The following is an 18,607-nucleotide window of genomic DNA, read 5'->3' on the forward strand; positions in this document are numbered from 1 at the left end:
GACCAGCGACCGCACCGGACCCTCAGCGCACAGCAGCGCGTCGGCCAGCTCGAACAGCTCATCGGCCCGCCGACCCAGGCATCCATACAGCTGACCGCGGAACTCTCGCAGCCGGTCCAGCCCCGCCGGCCCCACGAAGCTCTGGTCAATCCCGTCGGACAGGGGAAGACTGTCCATCGCGGCCACCGCCGATCTTCGAAGCTCGCTACTCCGAAGGATCACGCGGTGGCCGCCTTCATGCCAGCCCTCGAATCACACTGATGTGACTCCGCCGGCCACGGAGGTTAAACGGCAAGCTCAGCCCGGGTGCGCGACCTCCACGACGACCCGCGTCGGGGCCTCGAGCAGGTGCACCCGGAACGGCGCCCGGGTGCCCGTCCCGACGAACGACGTCGTGACGCCCTCGAACGTCGCCGCGAACGCCACCTCGGTGACCGTCTCCGTGCCGGAGCCGGCCACCGGCCCCGCCGCGGTGAACTCCTCGACCCCGGTGTCGTAGGGGTAGCCGGCACCGGTGATCTGGACCTGCAGCACGGCGTCGCCGGCCAACTGGATCTTCTGCCCGCGGCCCGGCTCCGTCGCCTGGTCGACGTACCGGATGTCCCAGCCGGGCGTGCCGGTACCGCCGAGCTCGAAGACCACCCGGTCGTAGCCGTCGTGCGCTCCCACCCGGACGTCCCGGACGGTGACGCGCGCGTCGGCGGACGGATCGGCGGTCTCCCGCCCGGCGTCGAGGTCGGCTGAGGGCGGCGCGTCGGAGGTGGCGCCCGGTTCGACCCCGGCGTCCGGCGACGGCGCGCTCGCCGGGGCGCTGCTCGTGGTGGGACCGGCGGAGGACGACGCCTCCCCCACGTCCCCGTTGCCGGCGCACCCGGAAAGGGCCACGAGCGAGGCGACGACGGCGGGGAGGACTACCTGGGGACGGGCGCGCACACGACACAGCGTCGCACCCGGAACCCCCCGCGCAGAGGAGGCGCGAGGAGCATGTATTGTTCTCGCTGCCCCCGGCGAACACGAGCCCCCATCGTCTAGCGGTCCAGGACGCCGCCCTTTCAAGGCGGTAGCACGGGTTCGAACCCCGTTGGGGGCACGCAGCACCAGCACCACCAGCAAGGCCCTGTAGCGCAGTTGGTTAGCGCGCCGCCCTGTCACGGCGGAGGTCGCGGGTTCGAGTCCCGTCAGGGTCGCTTTCCGGTGAGATCACCGGGAGGGGCAGGTAGCTCAGTCGGTACGAGCGCTCGCCTGAAAAGCGAGAGGTCGGCGGTTCGACCCCGCCCCTGCCCACACCTCCACCCCGCACGGGCCCGGCAGCTGCCGGGCCCGTCGTCGTTCAGGCCCAGCTGCGGTCGGCCACCACCTGCGCGTAGACCTCACCGTGCACCTCGCGGACGGCGGTGCGCTGCTCCTCTCGCCAGCCGCGGTCGGCCGGCCGCGGCATCGGGCGGGTCAGGGCGGCACCGATCGCGGCGGCCAGGGACACCGGGTCCAGGCCCGTGCGCTCGTCGTTCGTGTAGGGCACCACCTCCGACCACTGGTCGGCGAACCACCCGCAGCTGGGCGCCACGACCCGGGTGCCGACGTCGCGGCAGACCTCCACGTCCGGGGAGTGGGTGCCGCAGCGCTCGGGCAGCACCGCCACGTGCAGCTGCTGCAGCTGGGCGGTCCACTCATCGTCCCCGTACCGGACGAGCTCCAGCTCACCGCGGTCGGCGAGGGCGACGACCTCGGGGTCCAGCGCCGGGGCGACCGCCGCGTCGACCAGGATGCGCAGCCGGCCGCCGCCGGACAGCGCGCCGGAGAGCGCCGCGCGGACGATCCCCACCGGGTCGGGCACCGCGCTGGACGCCGGGCCGAGCCGCACGCCGACCAGCCCGCGCTCGGCACCGAGCTCCGGGTCCGGGACGGTGAGGGACGGGTGGGCCACCACGATCGCCGTGCGCCCGTAGCGCTCGGCGATCTCGTCGGCGGCTCCCGGGGTCAGGGTGAGGACCACCTCCGCCGTGGCCAGCACCGCGGCGAGGTGGGTGTCGTGACGTGCGGGCGAGGGGTGCCCGGGGTCCTGCAGCTGGTGGACGGTGACGACCAGGGGGATGCCCAGCCGCTGCAGCTCCTCGGCCCACGCCTCGAGCTCCGCGACCTCCAGGCGACCGTGCCCGGCGTGCAGGTGCACGGCGTCGACCTCGGCGGCGTGGGTGGTCAGGTGGGCCCGGTCCAGCCACGGGCTCGGTTCGGCGGGCCCGCCGACCCGGACCACTCCGGGGGGCAGCACGGCGTCGACGTAGGGGGCGGCGTGCGGGATGGACACCACCCGGATGCCCGTCCCCGGCACAGGGGGCAGCCCCGGGAGCGGGGGTTCTGCGTGCGTCACGCGGCGGCGCTTCTCCTCGTGCGGTCGAGCCTCACGACAGCACCACGGTGCCGCTCGACGTCCTCAGCGCCCACCGACGTCCTTGCGGCTGCGCCGGTCATGCCTACCCCACCGATCTCCGGAACAACCCGTGACCAACTCCATCGGGTGAGTCGACGTGACCGGCGCGTCACGAGCCGATCCGGCGTGCGGTCGCGTAGGCCGGCTCCCGGAAACGCGCGAGCGGACCGTCGGCCACCAGCCCCGGGGGCGGGTTGCGGACCGCGTCGAAGCGCAGCCGGGTGTCCAGCGGACCGTGCGTCCCGGTGGCCCGCAGCGTGCCGAAGGGGCGCCACTCCTGCGCCCCGGGCGCGACCGCCAGCGTGAAGACGACCGCGCCGTCCGCCGCGGCCGCCGCCACCGGCTCCGGGTCGGACGGCAACGAGAGGACGCCCGGGAAGGCGGCCAGCCGCACCGTCCCGGCGGCCGACCGGTAGGCCATGATCGAGCCGTAGGTGGCCGCCGCGTCCGTCCGGAGCACCGGCACCCGCCGGGTCAGCGGACCGCGGCCGCACGTGGAGAGCAGCAGGTCCACCGGGGCGCCGTCCGCATCGGGCAGCCGGATCGCCAGACCGAGGACGTCGGGCAGCGGGGCCGGGAGCCCGGCGCCGCGCGAGAACCGGACCAGGGCCTCGGTGGTGCCGCTGCCGTCGAGCCACGGATCCCCGAGCGGTGGGCTCGCCCCGTGCCGCTCCAGGACTGCGTCCAGCACCGCCCCCCGCGGGTGCAGCGGCCGACCGTGCCGCCAGCGTGCCACGGCGCCGAACGGCCCCGCCACCAACTGCCCGGCAGCTGCCGCCAGATCCGGCACCGCGCCTCCCCGCTCGATCGACGGCGGCTGCCCTACCCGCCCACGTGCGTCGGCCATGCGCCCTGCCGACGGCGGCGACGTGCCCCTCCCGCTTTCCCGGCGAGAGGTGCCGAGGTCGGCGGGGCGGAACGGGGCGACCGCAGGTGAACTCTGCGGAACTCGCCGTCGATCTTCGGAGACATCTGCCTGATGACAGCGCACGTTCAGACGCCTACGTTGAGTACATGCTCTCGACGCTCCTGGTCATCGGCGGTGTGCTGGTCGGTCTGCTCGTGCTGCTGGCCGTGATCGTGAGCCTGAGCGCCCGTCCCGCGACCACCAGCCGCGGCACGCAGAGCGGCCCGCGCACCCCGGCCTGGGTGGCCGACGCCGGCCGGCCGCACCCTGACGCCTGGTCGGCCCCGACCGTTTCCACCAGCGAGATGCCCGCCGTCCGCTGACGCCACGAGCCCGGGTCCCGGCGGCTGCGTCCTCGCGCCGCCGGGACCCGCGTGCGTGCGCCCCCGGGCCCGCAGCACCCCGCCAGCACGCGGGTTGAGCCGTGCCACCGGAGGTCCAGCCGCGCCGTGACGCGGCTGGACGTCCGGTGGAGCGGCCCGACGTGACGTTCACGGGCCTCACCGGGGGGTGGCGCAGAGGTTCCGAGGGGCTCTGTCGTCTCCCACCCCCATCCCCTTGCTGCTGGGCTCAGCCGACCATGAGCTCGGCGGCCCGCTCGCCGATGAGTACCGCGGTGGCGGCCGGACCGCGGCTGGTCACCCGCGGCAGCACCGACGTGTCGGCCACCCGGAGCCCCTCGACGCCCCGCACCCGGAGCTCCTGGTCGACCACGGCCCCCGGATCGCTCTCCGGACCCATGCGCGCGGTCCCCGACAGGTGCACGGCGGTGGTCAGCCGGTCGCGGATCCAGGCGTCCAGCGCCGCGTCCTCGGCCGGGACCGCGCCGGGCTCGCCCAGCCCCGCCAGCGCGCGGGTGCGCAGCAGCTCCGCCGCCAGCCGTACGCCCTCCCGCATGCGGCGCCGGTCGGCCTCCTCCACCAGGTGGCCGTACTCGACGACAGGCGCTGCGGCGGGGTCCGCCGCGGCGAGCACCAACCGCCCCCGGCCGGCCGTCCGCTGCAGCCCGACCCCGACCTCGACCACCTCGCCCTCCGGGGCGGCGTGACCGGTCATCACCTGGGCGAACGGCGCCAGCCAGGGCAGCACCTCGAGGTCTCCGGGGACCTCCGCTCCCGCCGAGCTCGCGTGCAGGACGCCGTCGAGCGGTGACCCGCCGGGCGGGGCGGTGGTGCCGGCCCGGGGTCGGAAGGGCAGGTAGACCAGCGGGTGGTCCGAGCACTCCTCGCCCACGCCGGGCGCGGCCACGAGCACGTCGACACCGGCGGTGCGCAGCCGGTCGGGCGGGCCGATGCCGGACAGCAGCAGCAGGTGCGCCGACCCCACGGCCCCGGCCGCGAGCACCACCTCGTCGGCGCGGACGTCACCGGCCGTCGTCCGCACCCCCACCGCGCGGCCCCGCTCCACCAGCACCCGCAGCACCCGGACGCCGCCGCGGACGGTGAGGCCGGGGTGCCCGCGCCGCGGGGCCAGGTACGCCGCGGCCGTGCTGATCCGCACGCCGTCGACCACGTTGCGTGGCAGCGGGCCGTAGCCGGGGGGCGCGCCGGCGTTCTTGTCGGGCTCGGCGGGCAGCCCCAGCTCCTCGGCGGCCGCGGCGAACGCACATGCGAGCGGCGGTCCGCCGGTGGGGCGCGTGACCGGCACCGGCCCGTCGGCCCCGTGTCCGGGACGGTCGCCGTACTCCCGGTCGCTCTCCAGCCGGCACAGCGCCGGGAGCAGCCGCTCCCAGGCCCACAGGTCGTTGCCGGCGGCGGCCCACCCGGCCGCGTCGGCCGGCGTCGGGCGCACGAAGTACCCGGCGTTGACGGCGCTGGAGCCACCGCTCACCCGGCCACGGGGCACCCGCACCTCCCGCCCGCCGGGGAGGAGCCCGGGGAGGTCCCAGTTGGCCGGGTGGCCGCTCACGGCGGCGCGCAGCGTGGCGGCGTCGCGCAGCTCGGCCGGGGCGGCCGCGGGATCGGGGTGGTGCGCGCCGGCCTCCAGCAGCAGCACCCGCCGGCCGGCGTCGGCCAGCCGGGCGGCCAGCGGGCAGCCCGCCGTGCCCGCGCCGACCACGACGACGTCCCAGTGCTCAGCCACCGGCGAGACCGAGCACCCCCGGCAGGTCCAGCCGGCGCACCTTGCCGGTCGACGTGCGGGGCAGCTCGGTCAGCGGGTGCAGCGACTTGGGGCGCTTGGCGGGCGCCAGCCGCTCCCTGGCCCAGTCCGCGAGCTCACCGGCCCCGGCGCCGCCCACGTAGGCGGCGACCACCCGCTGTCCCCAGTCGGGGTCGGGGACGCCGAACACCGCGCTCTCGACCACCCCGGGGTGGGCGTCGAGGACCGCCTCGACCTCGGCCGGGTAGACGTTCACGCCGCCGGAGATGACGAGGTCCTCCCGCCGGCCGTCCAGCCAGACGGTGCCGTCGGCGTCGACCCGGCCCAGGTCGCCGACGGTCACCCGGTCTCCGCGCCACGCCGCCGTCGTCTTCTCCGGGGCCCGCCAGTACTCGAACCGGGCCCACCGGGGCACCGCGCACCACAGCTGCCCGCGCCCGTCGGTCTCCAGCCGCCGCCCAGGGCGGGCCCGGCCGACGCTGCCCGGGTGGGCCAGCCAGCCCTCGGGGGAGCAGACGGTGAACTGCGCCTCGGTGGAGCCGTAGAACTCCCACACGCTGCCGGCGGGCAGCGCCGCGAGGACGGCGCGCTTGAGCGGCTCGGGGCAGGGCGCCCCGGCGTGCACCAGCCGGCGGAAGGAGGACCAGTCGACGTCGTCGCGCGCGAGCAGCCGCTGCAGGTGGGTGGGCACGCAGAACGCCGTCGTCGGCCGCAGGGTGGAGAGCACCCGCGCCGCGCGGGCGGCGTCGAAGGGCCCGGGCAGGACCACCTCGCCACCGGCGAGCAGCGTGTGGACGGCGAACCGCAGCGGGGCGCTGTGGTGCAGCGGGGAGAGGACGACGTGCCGGTCCCCCGACCCGAACTCCCACAGGTCGATCTCCTCGCCGGCCAGGGCGCGGGCGTCGTCCCCCGCCAGGACGCCGGACCACACCCCCTTGCGGCGGCCGGTCGTGCCGGAGGTGTAGTGCATGGGGCGCGCCAGCGGCACCGGGGCGAGCGGCGCCTCGGCCTCGCCCAGCAGCCGCTCGGGTTCGGCGCCGACGTCCAGCGCCGGATCGGCGTCCGCCGCCAGCGCTGCCCGCTCCGCGGCCGGGAGCGCCGGGTCGAGGACGACCGGGACGATGCCGGTGCGCAGGGCACCGAGGACGACGGCCAGCAGCGCGGGCGAGGCCGCCGCCGAGACCAGCAGGCGGTCCCCCTCCCGCACCCCGGCCGCGGCCAGCGCGGCGGCGGCGCGGCGCTGGTCGTGCTCGCTGCCGGCCGCCGTCACGACGGGGACGCCGGTCACGCCGGCCGCACCCCGCCGTCGCCGGTGAGCTCCACCCGGCCGTCGGCGGCGAGCTTGTCCAGCGTGGCCCGGGTCGACTGCGCGGCGGCCGGCCACACCTCGCGGGGCACGTCGGCGTAGACGGTGGCGACCAGCTCGTCGACGGTGCCCGCGCCGGCGGCGAGGGCGTCCAGCAGCTGCTGCTCGCGGTGCGCGCGGTGGGCCAGGTAGTACTGGAGGACCGCGCCGGGGTCGGTGGTCAGCTCCGGGCCGTGGCCGCAGTAGAGCGCGCTGGGGCCCAGGTCGTGCACCCGGCGCAGCGACTCCAGGTAGGCCACGACGTCTCCCTCGGGGTGCGTGACGACCGACGTCCCGCGCCCCAGCACGTGGTCGCCCACCAGGACGGCCCCCGACTCCAGGCGGAACGCCAGGTGGTCGGCCGTGTGACCGGGCGTGCCGACGACGTCGATCGCCGTGCCGGCCAGGGCGAGCCGCTCCCCCGGGGCCAGCACCCGCCCGTCCGGCCCCGCGACGTCGCCCGACGCGGCGGCGACGGGCGCGCCCAGCCGCGCACCCCACGGCAGCGCCGCCTCGGCGTGGTCGCCGTGGTGGTGGGTGACCAGGACCGCCACGCAGCGCGCGGCCCGCGCGGCGAGCACCGCCTCCACGGCGGCCAGGTGGGCGGCGTCGTCGGGCCCGGGGTCGACCAGCACCGCCTGCCCGCTGCCCGGTGCCCCGACCACGTAGGTGTTCGTCCCGTCGAGGGTCATCGGCGAGGGATTGGGCGCGAGCACCCGGGTGACCAGCGGCTCCAGCTCGGCGGTGCGCGGCAGCGCGCCGGGCGCGGGGAGCCCCCACGAGGCACGGGGGTCGGTCGGAACGGCCACGTCGCGCACGCTAGCCGCGCGGCCCCCGCGGCGCGCAGTCGGCGGCTAGCCTCGTCCCATGCGCCGCACCCTGCTCCGGTCCGGGCTCCTGCCCGCCGCGACCGCCCTCGTCCTGCTCACCGGCTGCAGCGGTTCGGAGCCCGAGGACACCACCGCCTCCGAGACGACCACCGCCTCCCCGCAGACCTCGGCGCCCGAGGAGACCACCGCCTCCGAGACCCCGTCCGCCGCCGGCAGCGAGTTCTGCACGGAGGCGACCGGCATCGTGGAACGCCTCACCAGCAACGCCACGGCCGGGAACCCCGCCGACCTGCCGCAGACCTTCCAGGCCGCGGCGCAGGAGATCCGCGCCCTCGAGGCGCCCGAGGAGCTCGCCGCGGACTGGAACGCGCTGGCCGACGGCGTCGAGGAGATCGCGACCACCCTGCAGGACATCGACCCCACCGACCCGAACGCGCTGGCCACCCTCCAGGAGCGGCTCGCCCCGCTGCAGCAGGAGCTGAGCCAGTCCTCCGACAACGTGGAGCAGTACCTGGTCGAGGAGTGCGGGCTGGGCCTGCCCACCGAGGAGAGCGCGCCGACCGGCTGAGCGCCGGCGCGGCTCGCGCTCAGCCGCCGCAGCCGCCGACGAACACCCCGCGCGCGTTGAGCCACGGCACGGGGTCGACGTGACCACCGTGCATCCGCCCGCTCGGGTGGACCTCGAAGTGCAGGTGCGGGCCGGTGGACTGGCCCCGGTTGCCGACCTCGGCGATCCGCTCCCCCGCCGACACGCGCTCACCGGCGGTGACGAAGTACCGGTTGACGTGGCCGTACACGGTGACCGCGCCGTCGTCGCCCTCGATGTAGACCGCGTAGCCGAAGCCGGTGGCGGTGCCGGCACGCCGCACGACGCCGCTGGTGACCGCGTACACGGGAGTCCCGATCGGGGCGGCGATGTCCACGCCCCCGTGCAGGGCTCCCCAGCGCCAGCCGTAGCAGCTGGACACCCGGCCCGACGTCGGCTTGACGTACCCGGACCCGCCGACCGCACCGCCGCCGCCATCGCCACCCCCGCTGCTGCTGTCGCCGCCCGCGTCGGCACGGTTCCGGGCCGCTTCCGCCTCGGCCTCGGCCTCCCGGGCGGCGCGCTCGGCCGCCTCCCGCGCGGCGGCCTCCTCAGCAGCCTTCTGCGCGGCCCACTGGTCGTAGGCGTTGCGCGCGCCCTGCAGCTCCAGCAGCTGGATCTGGGCCGCCTGGAGCTGCTGCTCGTACTCGGCCTTCTGCGCCTCGATCTCGGCGTAGGCCGCCTGCTGGGTGGCGAGCTGCGCGTCGGCCGCCGCCTTGGCGGCCTCGGCGGTGTCCTCCGCGGCCGCGCGCTCGTCGCGCGTCGCCCGCGCGCTCGACTCGGCGTTGGCCTGCCGGACGCGAGCGATCTCGAACTGGCCCAGGACATCGAGCTGGTTGGCCGCGACGTAGTCGAGCATCGCGGCGCGCTGGATCAGCTCGCCGGGCCCCTCGGAGTCCAGCAGGGCCGCGGAGCTGGTCAGGCTCCCGCCGTTCATGTAGCTCTCGCGGGAGAACTCCGCGATCCGCAGCTCCGCCGCCACGACCGCCTCGTCGGCGGCCCGCAGCTCGGCGGCCGCCCGGTCCGCGGCCTCCTGGGCCAGCTGCAGCTCCTCCACCGCCGCCTCGTAGGCCGTCCCGGCGGCCTCGGCCAGCACGCCGACGCGCTCGAGGTCGGCCTCGGCGGTGGCGACGAGGGCGCGGATCCGGCCCACCTCCGCGGCGGCCGCGTCCTGCTGGCTCCGCGCCGAGCCGATCTGACCGTCGGTCGGGTTCGGCGGGGGCGCCGGCACGGCGACGGCGGGCGCAGACGTGAGCACCAGCGCGGCTCCGGCGACGACCCCGACCAGGGCGGTGCGCAGCGGGCGGGGTGAGCGGCCCGCGACGGGACGGCGGCGGCCGGCCCGCGGAGTCGCCGGTCCGTGCGAACGGCGCTGGGACATGTGCTCGCTCCCTGGGGAAGAGGGTGGGGCGGTGTGGCCTGCGAACGGTCCCACTGTCACCTGGAGTCACAAAGGCAACACGCGGCGCCCACGCCGGGCCGCGCGCAGAACGTTCGGTGACCGTCTCGTCGCGATCGGTATGTCGACACCGGCGGCCTGCCCGACCACCCCGCACTAGCCGCCGGGCCGCTCCAGCTCGTGCGCGAGCGCGATCGCCACCGACTGCCGCTCGCCGCCGGAGAGCGTGCCCAGCGGGCGCTCCGCGCCGTTCGGGCGGCCTAGGCTCTCGTCGTGGACGTGCTGACATCCGGTCATGAGCAGGTCGTCTTCTGCAGCGATCCCCGGTCGGGGTTGAGGGCGATCATCGCCATCCACTCGACCGCGCTCGGGCCGGCGCTGGGGGGCACGCGCTTCTACCCCTACGCCGACGAGGACGCGGCGGTGGCCGACGTGCTGCGGCTGTCGGCCGCCATGTCGTACAAGAACAGCCTGGCCGGCCTGGACCTCGGCGGCGGCAAGGCCGTGATCATCGGGGATCCTCGCGCGGACAGGACCGAAGGGCTGCTGCGGGCCTACGGGCGGTTCGTGGAGTCGCTGGGCGGGCGCTACCTCACCGCCTGCGACGTCGGCACGTCCAACGCCGACCTCGACCTCGTGGGCCGCGAGACGCGGTACGCGCACGGCCGGTCGGAGGCCTACGGCGGGTGCGGCGACTCCTCCGTGCTGACCGCCTACGGGGTCTTCCAGGGCATGCGGGCGGCCGCCCAGCACTGCTGGGGGATGCCGTCGCTGGCGGACCGGACCGTCGCCGTGGCGGGCGTGGGCAAGGTCGGCTCGTGGCTCGTCGACCACCTGGTCCAGGACGGCGCCGACGTGGTGGTCACCGACGTCGATCCCGGCGCCGTGGAGCGGGTGCGGACCCGGCACCCGCAGGTGCGCGCCGCCGCCGACACCGCCGCCCTGGTGCGGACGCCGCACGACGTCTACGCACCCTGCGCCCTCGGCGGGGCGCTGGACGAGGAGACCGTGGCGGCGCTGACCGGCCGGATCGTCTGCGGCGGCGCGAACAACCAGCTCGCCGACCCGGAGGCGGCCGAGCGGCTGCGCGCCCGCGGCATCCTCTACGCACCCGACTACCTGGTGAACGCCGGCGGCGTGATCCAGGTGGAGGACGAGCGGCACGGCTTCTCGTTCGATCGCGCCCGGGCCAAGGCGTCGGGGATCTTCGACGTCGCCCTGCGGGTGTTCGCGCTGGCCGACGCCGAGGGCGTCTCCCCGGCCGTCGCCGCCGACCGGCTGGCCCAGGAGCGGATCGACTCGGTCGGCCGGCTGGCCACGATCCGGCTCCCGCGTTGAGCGGCGGAGGGCTCGCGCACCTCCGGAGGGGGAGGGCGTGTGCCCCTCGCCGATCCGTGTCGTAATGTTGTCCGAGACATAGTCACTCAGTCGGGGTCGCCACGCGGGCCGCATCAGCCGCTTGGCTGGGCCTCCGCACTCCGTAATGAGGGGGTCGAGCCGATGGGGCGCGGCCGAGCGAAGGCCAAGCAGACACGCGTGGCCCGTGAGCTCAAGTACAGCTCACCGAACACCGACCTCTCCGCGCTGCAGCGGGAGCTGGCCGGTTCTCCGTCGACGTACACCGCGCCCAGCGCGGCGAACGACGACGAGGACGAGGACGACGAGTACGCCGACCGCTGGGCGGACGACGACTCGGACGACGACTGGGCGGCCAGCCGCTAACCGGCGGCCCGACCAGCTGATCCGTCCGATCCCACGACACCGCAGCCCTCCGGGGCAGCGGTGTCGTGGCGTTGCGTGCCGGGATCCGGGTCGTCCGGCGGCCCCGCGCGAGCCCTGAGCCCGCGTGATCCCGGGCACGTCGTCGCCGCCCCGGCTCCGCAGCGCTCAGGCGGCGACCACGGACCCGGGGCGGGGGAACGCCCGGGGCGTCGTCAGCGGTAGGTGCCGACGAGCTCGGCGGCCGACGGGCCGCCGGCCTGCTCGCGCACGGTGCCGACGACCCACGCGGGCACGCCGCGCGCGGTGAGCAGCGCGACGGCGGCGTCCGCCTGCTCCGGCGCCACCGACGCCACCATGCCGACGCCGCAGTTGAAGGCCCGCTCGCTCTCCGCCCGCGGCACCCCGTGCTCCTCCATGAGCCGGACGGCGGCCGGGAGGGCCCAGGTGGAGCGGTCGAGGACCGCCTGCAGGCCCTCGGGGACGACCCGCGCGGTGTTCCCGGCCAGCCCGCCGCCGGTGATGTGCGCGTAGGCGTGCACCGCCCCGACGCCGAGCTCCTCGACCAGGGCGAGGCAGTCGCGGGCGTAGATGCGGGTGGGCTCGAGCAGCTCGTCGCCCAGCGGCCGATCCAGGCCGGCCGGCGTGGCGGTGAGGTCCAGCCCGGCGGCGGAGACGACGCGCCGCACGAGCGAGTAGCCGTTGGAGTGGAAGCCGCTGGCGGCCATGGCGATCACCGCGTCGCCGGCGCGCACCCGCTCGGGGCCCAGCACGGCGTCGGCCTCCACGACCCCGACAGCGGTGGCGGCGAGGTCGTACTCGTCGGCGTCCATGAGGTCGCCGTGCTCGGCGGTCTCGCCCCCGACCAGCGCGGCGCCGGCCAGCGTGCAGCCGGCGGCGATGCCGGTGACGATGGCCGCGATGCGCTCCGGCACGACCGTGCCGCAGGCCACGTAGTCCTGGAGGAACAGCGGCTCGGCACCGCAGGCCACCAGGTCGTCGACGACCATCGCGACCAGGTCGATGCCGACAGTGTCGTGCCGGTCCAGCTGCCGGGCCAGGGCGATCTTCGTCCCGACGCCGTCGGTGGAGGAGGCCAGCAGCGGCCGGCGGTACTTCTGCACGTCGAGGGCGAAGAGGCCGGCGAACCCACCGAGCCCGCCCACGACCTCCGGCCGGTGGGTGCGCTCGACCGCGGTCTTCATCAGGGTGACGGCACGCTCACCGGCGTCGATGTCGACACCGGAGGCGGCGTAGGTGAACGTCTCGCTCACGGCCGCCTCAGCGCGTCCTCGGCGCCACCGGGCACGATCGCGCTGCCGGCCTGCTGCCCGGTCCAGCCACTCACGGCACGCTGGCCGATGCCCTCGAGCACGTGCTTGCCGAGCACCTCGGGCTCGCCGAGGTCGATCGGGTACTTGCCGGTGAAGCAGGCGGTGCACAGCCGGTTGACCGGCTGCTCGGTAGCAGCGATCAGCCCCTGCTCGGAGACGTAGCCCAGCGAGTCGGCGTTGATCGAGGCACGGACGCCGTCGATGTCCAGGCCGTTGGCGATGAGCTCGGCCCGGCTGGCGAAGTCGATCCCGTAGAAGCAGGGCCACTTGACCGGGGGCGAGGCGATCCGCACGTGCACCTCCACCGCCCCGGCCTCGCGCAGCATCCGGATCAGCGCCCGCTGGGTGTTGCCGCGCACGATCGAGTCGTCGACGACGACCAGCCGCTTGCCACGGATGACGTCGCGCAGCGGGTTCAGCTTGAGCCGGATGCCCAGCTGCCGGATGGTCTGGCTGGGCTGGATGAAGGTGCGCCCGACGTAGGAGTTCTTGACCAGGCCCAGCCCGTAGGGGATGCCCGATGCCTCGGCGTACCCGACCGCGGCCGGCACGCCGGACTCGGGGACCGGGATGACCAGGTCGGCCTCGGCCGGGTGCTCGGCGGCCAGCCGCCGGCCGATCTCGACGCGGGCGGCGTGCACCCCGCGGCCGGAGATCGTGGTGTCGGGACGGGCGAGGTAGACGTACTCGAAGACGCAGCCCTTGGGGTCGGCGGGGGCGAAGTGCTGGCTGCGCAGGCCGTTCTCGTCGATGGCGATCAGCTCACCGGGCTCGACCTCGCGGACGACCGAGGCCCCGACGATGTCGAGCGCCGCCGTCTCGCTGGCCACGACCCAGCCGCGCTCCAGGCGGCCGAGCACCAGCGGCCGCACGCCCTGCGGGTCGCGGGCGGCGTAGAGCGTGTCCTCGTCCATGAAGGTGAGGCTGAACGCGCCGCGCAGCTGCGGCAGCACCTCCATGGCGGCGGCCTCGACCGAGAGGTCGGGGCGGGCGGCGATGAGCGCGGTGACCAGGTCGGAGTCGTTGGTGGCCACGAAGGCACCCGGGACCCCCGCGTCGGCGGCCCTGCTGGCGAGCTCCGCGGTGTTCACCAGGTTGCCGTTGTGGCACAGCGCCAGGCCGGTGCCGGCCTCCGTGGTGCGGAACGTGGGCTGGGCGTTCTCCCAGGTGGAGGCCCCGGTGGTGGAGTACCGGGCGTGGCCGACCGCCAGGTGGCCGCGCAGACTGCCGAGGGTCGACTCGTCGAAGACCTGGCTGACCAGGCCGAGGTCCTTGTAGACGACGACCGAGACGCCGTCGGACACCGCGATGCCGGCCGCCTCCTGCCCTCGGTGCTGCAGGGCGTACAGGCCGAAATAGGTCAGCTTCGCGACCTCCTCACCCGGCGCCCAGACACCGAAGACGCCGCAGGCGTCCTGGGGGCCGGGGAACTGGGGATCGAGGTCGTGCGTCAGCCGTCCATCACCACGGGGCACGAGGTCGAGCGTACCGGCGTCCGTCACCTCGCCTCCGAGGCGCTCGCGCGCACCGCGCCGCGTCGCCGGACCGTCCTCGCTGGTCACCGACCGGATCCGCGCCCGGCCGGCCGCCTCCGGCGGGAACCCCACCAGCCCCACCCGCGTTGAGCGGCAACCCCCTCGCCGCCTCGGAGGTCCCGCCGTGCCCACCACGCCCACCGCTCACCCGCTCGCCCCCCTCCCGCTCGCCCTGCTCCCGGCCGCCCCGCTCCCGGCCGCCACCGCGCAGGCCGAGCGGTTGATCGCCCTCGGGGTGCCCGGGATCGCCGGCCTCGACCCGGCGGAGCTCCACGCCGCCGCGGGCACCCTCCCCCCGGGTGCCCTGCTGGTGGTGCACCCCGACCGGGCCCCGGTGTCGGCGCTCGCCCCGCTGCTCGAGCTCGACGGCCGGCCCGGTTTCGTCGTCGAGGACATGACCGACGTCGACGCGTTCGGCCCCGCCGGCGGGGTGGAGCTCCCCGCGGACGCGGTCTACGCCGTCACCGGGCTCGACCGGGGTGACGGGATGCGGAACTGGAGCCCCGCCGAGGCGCTCCCCGCCCTCGGCGCCGCCGGCCGGACCCCGCTCACGCTGGGCGAGGGCGTGCACTGGCTGCTGCAGTGCCCCGAGGTGCTCGAGCGCAACGCCTGCTTCATGACCGTGGGCTCCCGGCTGCGGAAGGGCGACGGCCGCCTCGACGCCCGGACGCCGGCGCTGTGGATCAGCAACGGCACCGGACGCGACGGGCGCGAGCGCCGGGGCGCCCCCAAGGTCGGCTGGTGCTGGGCGGGCAACCGGCACACCTGGCTCGGCATCGCCTCGGCCGCCGCCCGGGTCCCGCGCTGACCCCGGGGCATAGGAAGCTTTACCTACGGTTTCGAGGCCAGTTCCACACGTAGAGCTTCCTATGCCCGGGTCTCAGCCGACGTTGCGCAGCTCCGCGGCGATGGTGGTGTCGTCGCCGTGCCCGGTCTTCACGACGGTGTCGCCGTGCAGGCTGAGCAGCTGCGCGCGGATCGACCTCAGGATCGTCGGGTGGTCGCTGAAGGACCGGCCGGTCGCACCCGGCCCGCCGCAGAACAGCGTGTCGCCGGTGAAGACGGTGTTCAGGTCCGGGGCGTGCAGGCAGGTGCTGCCCGGCGAGTGACCCGGGGTGTGCAGCGCGACCAGCCGGGTGCCGGCGACGGTGAACACCGTGCCCGGGTGGAGGTCGCGGTCGGGTCCGGCGTCCGGGTGGGTCATGTCCCACAGCATCCGGTCGGCAGCGTTGAACCAGATCGGGGCGCCGGTGGCCTCGCGCAGCGCGGGAGCGGCGGTGATGTGGTCGTTGTGCCCGTGGGTGAGGACGATCGCGGTGACCTCTCGGCCGCCGATCGCCGCCACGATGGGCGCGGCGTCGTGCGGCGCGTCGACGACCAGCACCTGCTCGTCGTCCCCGACCAGCCAGACGTTGTTCTCGACGTCGAAGTCCTGCCCGTCCAGGGAGAAGACGCCCGGGATCACGACCTGCTCGATGCGTGCGCTCACCGGTCGAACACCACGACCGAGCGCAGCACCTCGCCGTGGTGCATCTTCTCGAACGCCTGCTCGACGTCGTCCAGCCCGATCGTCTCGGAGACGAAGGCATCGAGGTCGAAGCGGCCCTGCAGGTAGAGGTCCACCAGCATCGGGAAGTCGCGGCTGGGCAGGCAGTCGCCGTACCAGGAGGACTTCACCGCGCCGCCGCGGCCGAAGACCTCGATCGCCGGCAGGGTGATCTCCATGCCCGGCGTCGGCACGCCGACCATGACCACCCGGCCGGCGAGGTCGCGGGCGTAGAACGCCTGCTCGAACACCTTCGGGTGGCCCACGGCGTCGATCGCGACGTCCACACCGAACCCGCCGGTGAGCGCCTTGATCGCCTCGACCGGGTCGGTCTCCCGGGAGTTGACCGTGTGGGTGGCGCCGAACTGCTCGGCCCACTCGAGCTTCCGGTCGTCGATGTCGACGGCGATGATCGTCGTCGCGCCGGCCAGCTTCGCCCCGGCCACCGCGGCATCCCCCACGCCGCCGCAGCCGAACACGGCCACGGTCTCCCCGCGCTGCACGCCACCGGTGTTGATCGCCGCGCCGACGCCGGCCATGACGCCGCAGCCCAGCAGCCCGGCCGCGGTCGGCGGAGCTGCGGGATCGACCTTGGTGCACTGCCCGGAGTGGACCAGCGTCTTCTCCGCGAACGCGCCGATGCCCAGCGCAGGGGAGAGCTCCGTGCCGTCGGTGAGGGTCATCTTCTGCGCGGCGTTGTGGGTGTTGAAGCAGTACTGCAGCTGACCCTTGCGGCAGGCGCGGCACTCCCCGCACACCGCCCGCCAGTTCAGCACCACGTAATCGCCCACGGCCACGTTCGTCACACCCTCCCCCACGGCCGAGACGACACCGGCCGCCTCGTGACCGAGCAGGAAGGGGAACTCGTCGTTGATGCCGCCCTCGCGGTAGTGCAGGTCGGTGTGGCACACCCCGCACGCCTGCACGTCCACGACCGCCTCACCGGGACCGGGATCGGGCACCACGATCGTCTCGACCGACACCGGCAGGCCCTTGCCGCGGGCCACCACACCTCGCACCTCGTACGCCATGTGACGAAGCCTAGGGCCACCCCTGGGACGCACCCCCCGACCATCCAGCCCATGGACGGTGAGTCACACCCCGGTCACAGCGGCCTGTTGAACGCGCAATCTGCTGGCGCACCACGTACGGTGCCACGCGATAGCGACCCAGATCACAGATCATCGGGCGCGTCCCGGTCGCGGCCAACCGGCCGTACCGGTCCCGTCCCCGGAGGTTCTCCCCGTGGCAGTACCCAGCTTCCTGGCTCGTGAGCGGATCATCGCCAAGCCAGGCTTCAACCGGTGGTTGATCCCACCCGCGGCGCTCGCCGTGCACCTGAGCATCGGCCAGGCCTACGCCACCAGCGTCTACAAGGTGGCGCTCGTCGAGCACTTCGACGCCAGCCTCACCGCGATCGGCATCATCTTCTCGCTGGCGATCGTCATGCTCGGCGTGTCCGCCGCGCTCTTCGGCACGTGGGTCGACAAGAACGGCCCCCGCGCCGCGATGGCCACCGCTGCCGTCTTCTGGTCGGCCGGCTTCCTCGTGGGCTCCCTCGGCATCTTCACCAACCAGCTCTGGCTGGTCTACCTCGGCTACGGCGTCCTCGGCGGCATCGGCCTGGGCATCGGCTACATCTCGCCGGTCTCCACGCTGATCAAGTGGTTCCCCGACCGGCCGGGCCTGGCCACCGGCATGGCGATCATGGGCTTCGGTGGTGGCGCCATGGTGGCCTCGCCGCTGTCCCGCCAGCTGATGAACTGGTACGACGAGGACTACACCGGTGCGGCCGGTGAGGTCGCCAGCGGCAACTCCGTCGCCCTCCTGTTCCTCACCCTCGGCCTGATCTACCTGGTCTTCATGCTGTTCGGCGCCCTCATCGTGCGGGTGCCCGCAGCCGACTGGCGGCCGCACGGCTTCGACCCGGCGACGGTCAAGCAGAAGGCCCTGGTCACGACCGAGAACGTCTCCGCCAGCAACGCGATCAAGACGCCGCAGTTCTGGCTGCTGTGGACGGTCCTGTTCTGCAACGTGACCGCGGGCATCGGCATCCTCGAGCAGGCCGCCCCGATGATCCAGGACTTCTTCCGCGAGGGCGGGACGTCCGCCGTGGCCGCCGCCGCCGCCGCCGGCTTCGTCGGGCTGCTGTCCCTGTTCAACATGGCCGGCCGCTTCGTGTGGTCCTCCACGTCGGACTACATCGGGCGCAAGCCGATCTACATGGTGTATCTCGGCGTCGGCATCGTCCTCTACATCGGGCTGGCCACCATCGGCGCCAGCACCGTCTGGCTGTTCGTCGCGCTGGCCGCGGTGATCATCAGCTTCTACGGCGGTGGGTTCGCGACCGTCCCGGCGTACCTGCGCGACCTGTTCGGCACCTACCAGGTCGGCGCGATCCACGGCCGGCTGCTGACCGCGTGGGCGGCGGCGGGCATCGCCGGACCGCTCATCATCAACGGCATCCTCGACGCGCAGGGGGAGCCGGGGAACCTGGTCGCCTCCGACTACCGGCCCGCCCTGTTCATCATGGTCGGCATCCTGGGCGTCGGCTTCGTCGCCAACCTGCTGATCAAGCCGGTCTCCGAGAAGTACTTCGAGCCGAAGAACACCGACATCCCCACCGCTGCAGCGGAACCCGAGAGGAGCACCATCCGATGAGCTCGACGTCCTCCACCGGTGAGCAGCCGGCCTCGAGCACCCCGGGGGGCTTCATCGCCTTCGCCTGGGCACTGGTCGGCATCCCGCTCGTCTACGGGCTGTACAACACCGTGAAGGCGGCCAGCGCCCTCTTCACCGGCTGACCGCTCTTCAGCACCACCGGCGCCCCCGTCCGCATCCCGCGGGCGGGGGCGTCTGCCGTTCCGCGGTGTCGTGC

19 protein-coding genes, 3 tRNA genes and 1 pseudogene are annotated in these 18,607 nt (G+C 74.9%); 10 read left to right on the forward strand and 13 right to left on the reverse strand.

Annotated features, from left to right (window positions below; translation table 11 throughout):
- Together BMW62_RS22135 and BMW62_RS06820 are read right to left on the reverse strand one after the other, a co-directional pair.
- Positions 1-177 (reverse strand): annotated as a pseudogene (locus BMW62_RS22135) (transposase); the annotation flags it as partial.
- A 120-nt stretch (positions 178-297) separates the two neighbouring features.
- The gene (locus BMW62_RS06820) at positions 298-933 is read right to left on the reverse strand and encodes an AMIN-like domain-containing (lipo)protein (RefSeq protein WP_139206212.1); all 636 of its coding nucleotides are present in this window, start codon (positions 931-933) and stop codon (positions 298-300) included.
- Positions 934-1,017: 84 nt separating this feature from the next.
- Between BMW62_RS06820 and BMW62_RS06825 the strand changes: the two genes are divergently transcribed.
- The 3 genes from BMW62_RS06825 (at position 1,018) to BMW62_RS06835 (ending at position 1,284) form a co-directional block, all read left to right on the forward strand.
- Positions 1,018-1,090, forward strand: a tRNA-Glu gene (locus BMW62_RS06825).
- Positions 1,091-1,113: 23 nt separating this feature from the next.
- Positions 1,114-1,187: transfer RNA gene (locus BMW62_RS06830), tRNA-Asp, on the forward strand.
- A gap of 23 nt (positions 1,188-1,210) precedes the next feature.
- Positions 1,211-1,284 (forward strand) — tRNA-Phe (locus BMW62_RS06835).
- Positions 1,285-1,330: 46 nt separating this feature from the next.
- Here BMW62_RS06835 and BMW62_RS06840 read toward each other — a convergent pair.
- On the reverse strand, positions 1,331-2,368 hold the full coding sequence (locus BMW62_RS06840; RefSeq protein ID WP_244523880.1) for a hypothetical protein: 1,038 nt from the start codon (positions 2,366-2,368) through the stop codon (positions 1,331-1,333).
- 169 nt (positions 2,369-2,537) lie between these two features.
- Positions 2,538-3,218, reverse strand: a complete 681-nt coding sequence (locus BMW62_RS06845) for a phosphodiesterase (protein WP_091930111.1) — start codon at positions 3,216-3,218, stop codon at positions 2,538-2,540.
- A gap of 224 nt (positions 3,219-3,442) precedes the next feature.
- On the opposite strand from BMW62_RS06845, the gene BMW62_RS06850 reads away from it, so the two are divergent.
- Complete coding sequence (locus BMW62_RS06850; protein ID WP_091930112.1) at positions 3,443-3,658, forward strand: hypothetical protein; 216 nt, start codon at positions 3,443-3,445, stop codon at positions 3,656-3,658.
- A gap of 247 nt (positions 3,659-3,905) precedes the next feature.
- On the opposite strand, the gene mftG is transcribed toward BMW62_RS06850, so the two are convergent.
- From mftG to BMW62_RS06865, 3 genes are read right to left on the reverse strand one after another with little or no spacing between them, the layout of a single operon-like run.
- Entirely contained in the window at positions 3,906-5,417 is a 1,512-nt protein-coding gene (gene mftG / locus BMW62_RS06855) for a mycofactocin dehydrogenase MftG (protein ID WP_091930113.1), read from the reverse strand.
- Positions 5,410-6,723, reverse strand: a complete 1,314-nt coding sequence (locus BMW62_RS06860; RefSeq protein ID WP_091930114.1) for a class I adenylate-forming enzyme family protein — start codon at positions 6,721-6,723, stop codon at positions 5,410-5,412. The genes mftG and BMW62_RS06860 overlap by 8 nt, the downstream gene beginning before the upstream one ends.
- Positions 6,720-7,589: an MBL fold metallo-hydrolase gene (locus BMW62_RS06865; protein ID WP_091930268.1), complete on the reverse strand. Its 870-nt coding sequence runs from the start codon at positions 7,587-7,589 to the stop codon at positions 6,720-6,722. The genes BMW62_RS06860 and BMW62_RS06865 overlap by 4 nt, the downstream gene beginning before the upstream one ends.
- A gap of 58 nt (positions 7,590-7,647) precedes the next feature.
- Here BMW62_RS06865 and BMW62_RS06870 point away from each other — a divergent pair, with 58 nt between their 5' ends.
- On the forward strand, positions 7,648-8,178 hold the full coding sequence (locus tag BMW62_RS06870; RefSeq protein ID WP_091930115.1) for a hypothetical protein: 531 nt from the start codon (positions 7,648-7,650) through the stop codon (positions 8,176-8,178).
- Between the two features lie 19 nt (positions 8,179-8,197).
- On the opposite strand, the gene BMW62_RS06875 is transcribed toward BMW62_RS06870, so the two are convergent.
- Both BMW62_RS06875 and BMW62_RS22510 read right to left on the reverse strand, forming a co-directional pair.
- Complete coding sequence (locus BMW62_RS06875) at positions 8,198-9,577, reverse strand: M23 family metallopeptidase (protein ID WP_091930116.1); 1,380 nt, start codon at positions 9,575-9,577, stop codon at positions 8,198-8,200.
- Positions 9,578-9,751: 174 nt separating this feature from the next.
- Positions 9,752-9,892: a hypothetical protein gene (locus tag BMW62_RS22510; protein ID WP_170852247.1), complete on the reverse strand. Its 141-nt coding sequence runs from the start codon at positions 9,890-9,892 to the stop codon at positions 9,752-9,754.
- On the opposite strand from BMW62_RS22510, the gene BMW62_RS06880 reads away from it, so the two are divergent.
- The gene (locus BMW62_RS06880) at positions 9,869-10,933 is read left to right on the forward strand and encodes a Glu/Leu/Phe/Val family dehydrogenase (protein ID WP_091930117.1); all 1,065 of its coding nucleotides are present in this window, start codon (positions 9,869-9,871) and stop codon (positions 10,931-10,933) included. The two genes, BMW62_RS22510 and BMW62_RS06880, sit on opposite strands and share 24 nt — an antisense overlap.
- A 162-nt stretch (positions 10,934-11,095) precedes the next feature.
- Positions 11,096-11,317: a DUF3073 domain-containing protein gene (locus BMW62_RS06885; protein WP_091930118.1), complete on the forward strand. Its 222-nt coding sequence runs from the start codon at positions 11,096-11,098 to the stop codon at positions 11,315-11,317.
- A gap of 212 nt (positions 11,318-11,529) precedes the next feature.
- Here the strand turns inward: BMW62_RS06885 and purM are convergent, their stop codons facing one another.
- Entirely contained in the window at positions 11,530-12,588 is a 1,059-nt protein-coding gene (gene purM, locus BMW62_RS06890) for a phosphoribosylformylglycinamidine cyclo-ligase (protein WP_091930119.1), read from the reverse strand.
- Positions 12,585-14,150 carry an amidophosphoribosyltransferase gene (gene purF, locus BMW62_RS06895; RefSeq protein ID WP_244523882.1) on the reverse strand — a complete coding sequence of 522 codons (1,566 nt, stop codon included), beginning with the start codon at positions 14,148-14,150 and terminating at the stop codon, positions 12,585-12,587. Before purF ends, purM begins: the two co-directional genes overlap by 4 nt.
- Before the next feature lie 157 nt (positions 14,151-14,307).
- Between purF and BMW62_RS06900 the strand changes: the two genes are divergently transcribed.
- Complete coding sequence (locus BMW62_RS06900) at positions 14,308-14,991, forward strand: DUF5701 family protein (protein ID WP_244523883.1); 684 nt, start codon at positions 14,308-14,310, stop codon at positions 14,989-14,991.
- Between the two features lie 72 nt (positions 14,992-15,063).
- Here BMW62_RS06900 and BMW62_RS06905 read toward each other — a convergent pair whose 3' ends face one another.
- Together BMW62_RS06905 and BMW62_RS06910 are read right to left on the reverse strand one after the other, a co-directional pair.
- Positions 15,064-15,672 carry an MBL fold metallo-hydrolase gene (locus BMW62_RS06905; protein WP_091930120.1) on the reverse strand — a complete coding sequence of 203 codons (609 nt, stop codon included), beginning with the start codon at positions 15,670-15,672 and terminating at the stop codon, positions 15,064-15,066.
- Entirely contained in the window at positions 15,669-16,760 is a 1,092-nt protein-coding gene (locus tag BMW62_RS06910) for an S-(hydroxymethyl)mycothiol dehydrogenase (RefSeq protein WP_091930121.1), read from the reverse strand. Before BMW62_RS06910 ends, BMW62_RS06905 begins: the two co-directional genes overlap by 4 nt.
- A gap of 214 nt (positions 16,761-16,974) precedes the next feature.
- On the opposite strand from BMW62_RS06910, the gene BMW62_RS06915 reads away from it, so the two are divergent.
- Positions 16,975-18,390, forward strand: a complete 1,416-nt coding sequence (locus tag BMW62_RS06915; protein ID WP_091930122.1) for an OFA family MFS transporter — start codon at positions 16,975-16,977, stop codon at positions 18,388-18,390.
- Positions 18,387-18,533: an MFS transporter small subunit gene (locus tag BMW62_RS22515; protein WP_170852248.1), complete on the forward strand. Its 147-nt coding sequence runs from the start codon at positions 18,387-18,389 to the stop codon at positions 18,531-18,533. The genes BMW62_RS06915 and BMW62_RS22515 overlap by 4 nt, the downstream gene beginning before the upstream one ends.
- The last annotated feature ends 74 nt before the right edge of the window (positions 18,534-18,607 follow it).

Source organism: Blastococcus sp. DSM 46786 (assembly GCF_900109665.1).
Lineage (GTDB): Bacteria > Actinomycetota > Actinomycetes > Mycobacteriales > Geodermatophilaceae > Blastococcus > Blastococcus carthaginiensis.

What these genes read in the sequence shown, in the direction of transcription:
- BMW62_RS06885 (WP_091930118.1), top strand. Translation starts at nt 11,096, where the DNA reads ATGGGGCGCGGCCGAGCGAAGGCCAAGCAGACACGCGTGGCCCGTGAG.
- BMW62_RS06875 (WP_091930116.1), bottom strand. Translation starts at nt 9,577, where the DNA reads ATGTCCCAGCGCCGTTCGCACGGACCGGCGACTCCGCGGGCCGGCCGC.
- BMW62_RS22510 (WP_170852247.1), bottom strand. Translation starts at nt 9,892, where the DNA reads ATGACCGGATGTCAGCACGTCCACGACGAGAGCCTAGGCCGCCCGAAC.
- BMW62_RS06870 (WP_091930115.1), top strand. Translation starts at nt 7,648, where the DNA reads ATGCGCCGCACCCTGCTCCGGTCCGGGCTCCTGCCCGCCGCGACCGCC.
- BMW62_RS22515 (WP_170852248.1), top strand. Translation starts at nt 18,387, where the DNA reads ATGAGCTCGACGTCCTCCACCGGTGAGCAGCCGGCCTCGAGCACCCCG.
- BMW62_RS06910 (WP_091930121.1), bottom strand. Translation starts at nt 16,760, where the DNA reads ATGGCGTACGAGGTGCGAGGTGTGGTGGCCCGCGGCAAGGGCCTGCCG.
- BMW62_RS06850 (WP_091930112.1), top strand. Translation starts at nt 3,443, where the DNA reads ATGCTCTCGACGCTCCTGGTCATCGGCGGTGTGCTGGTCGGTCTGCTC.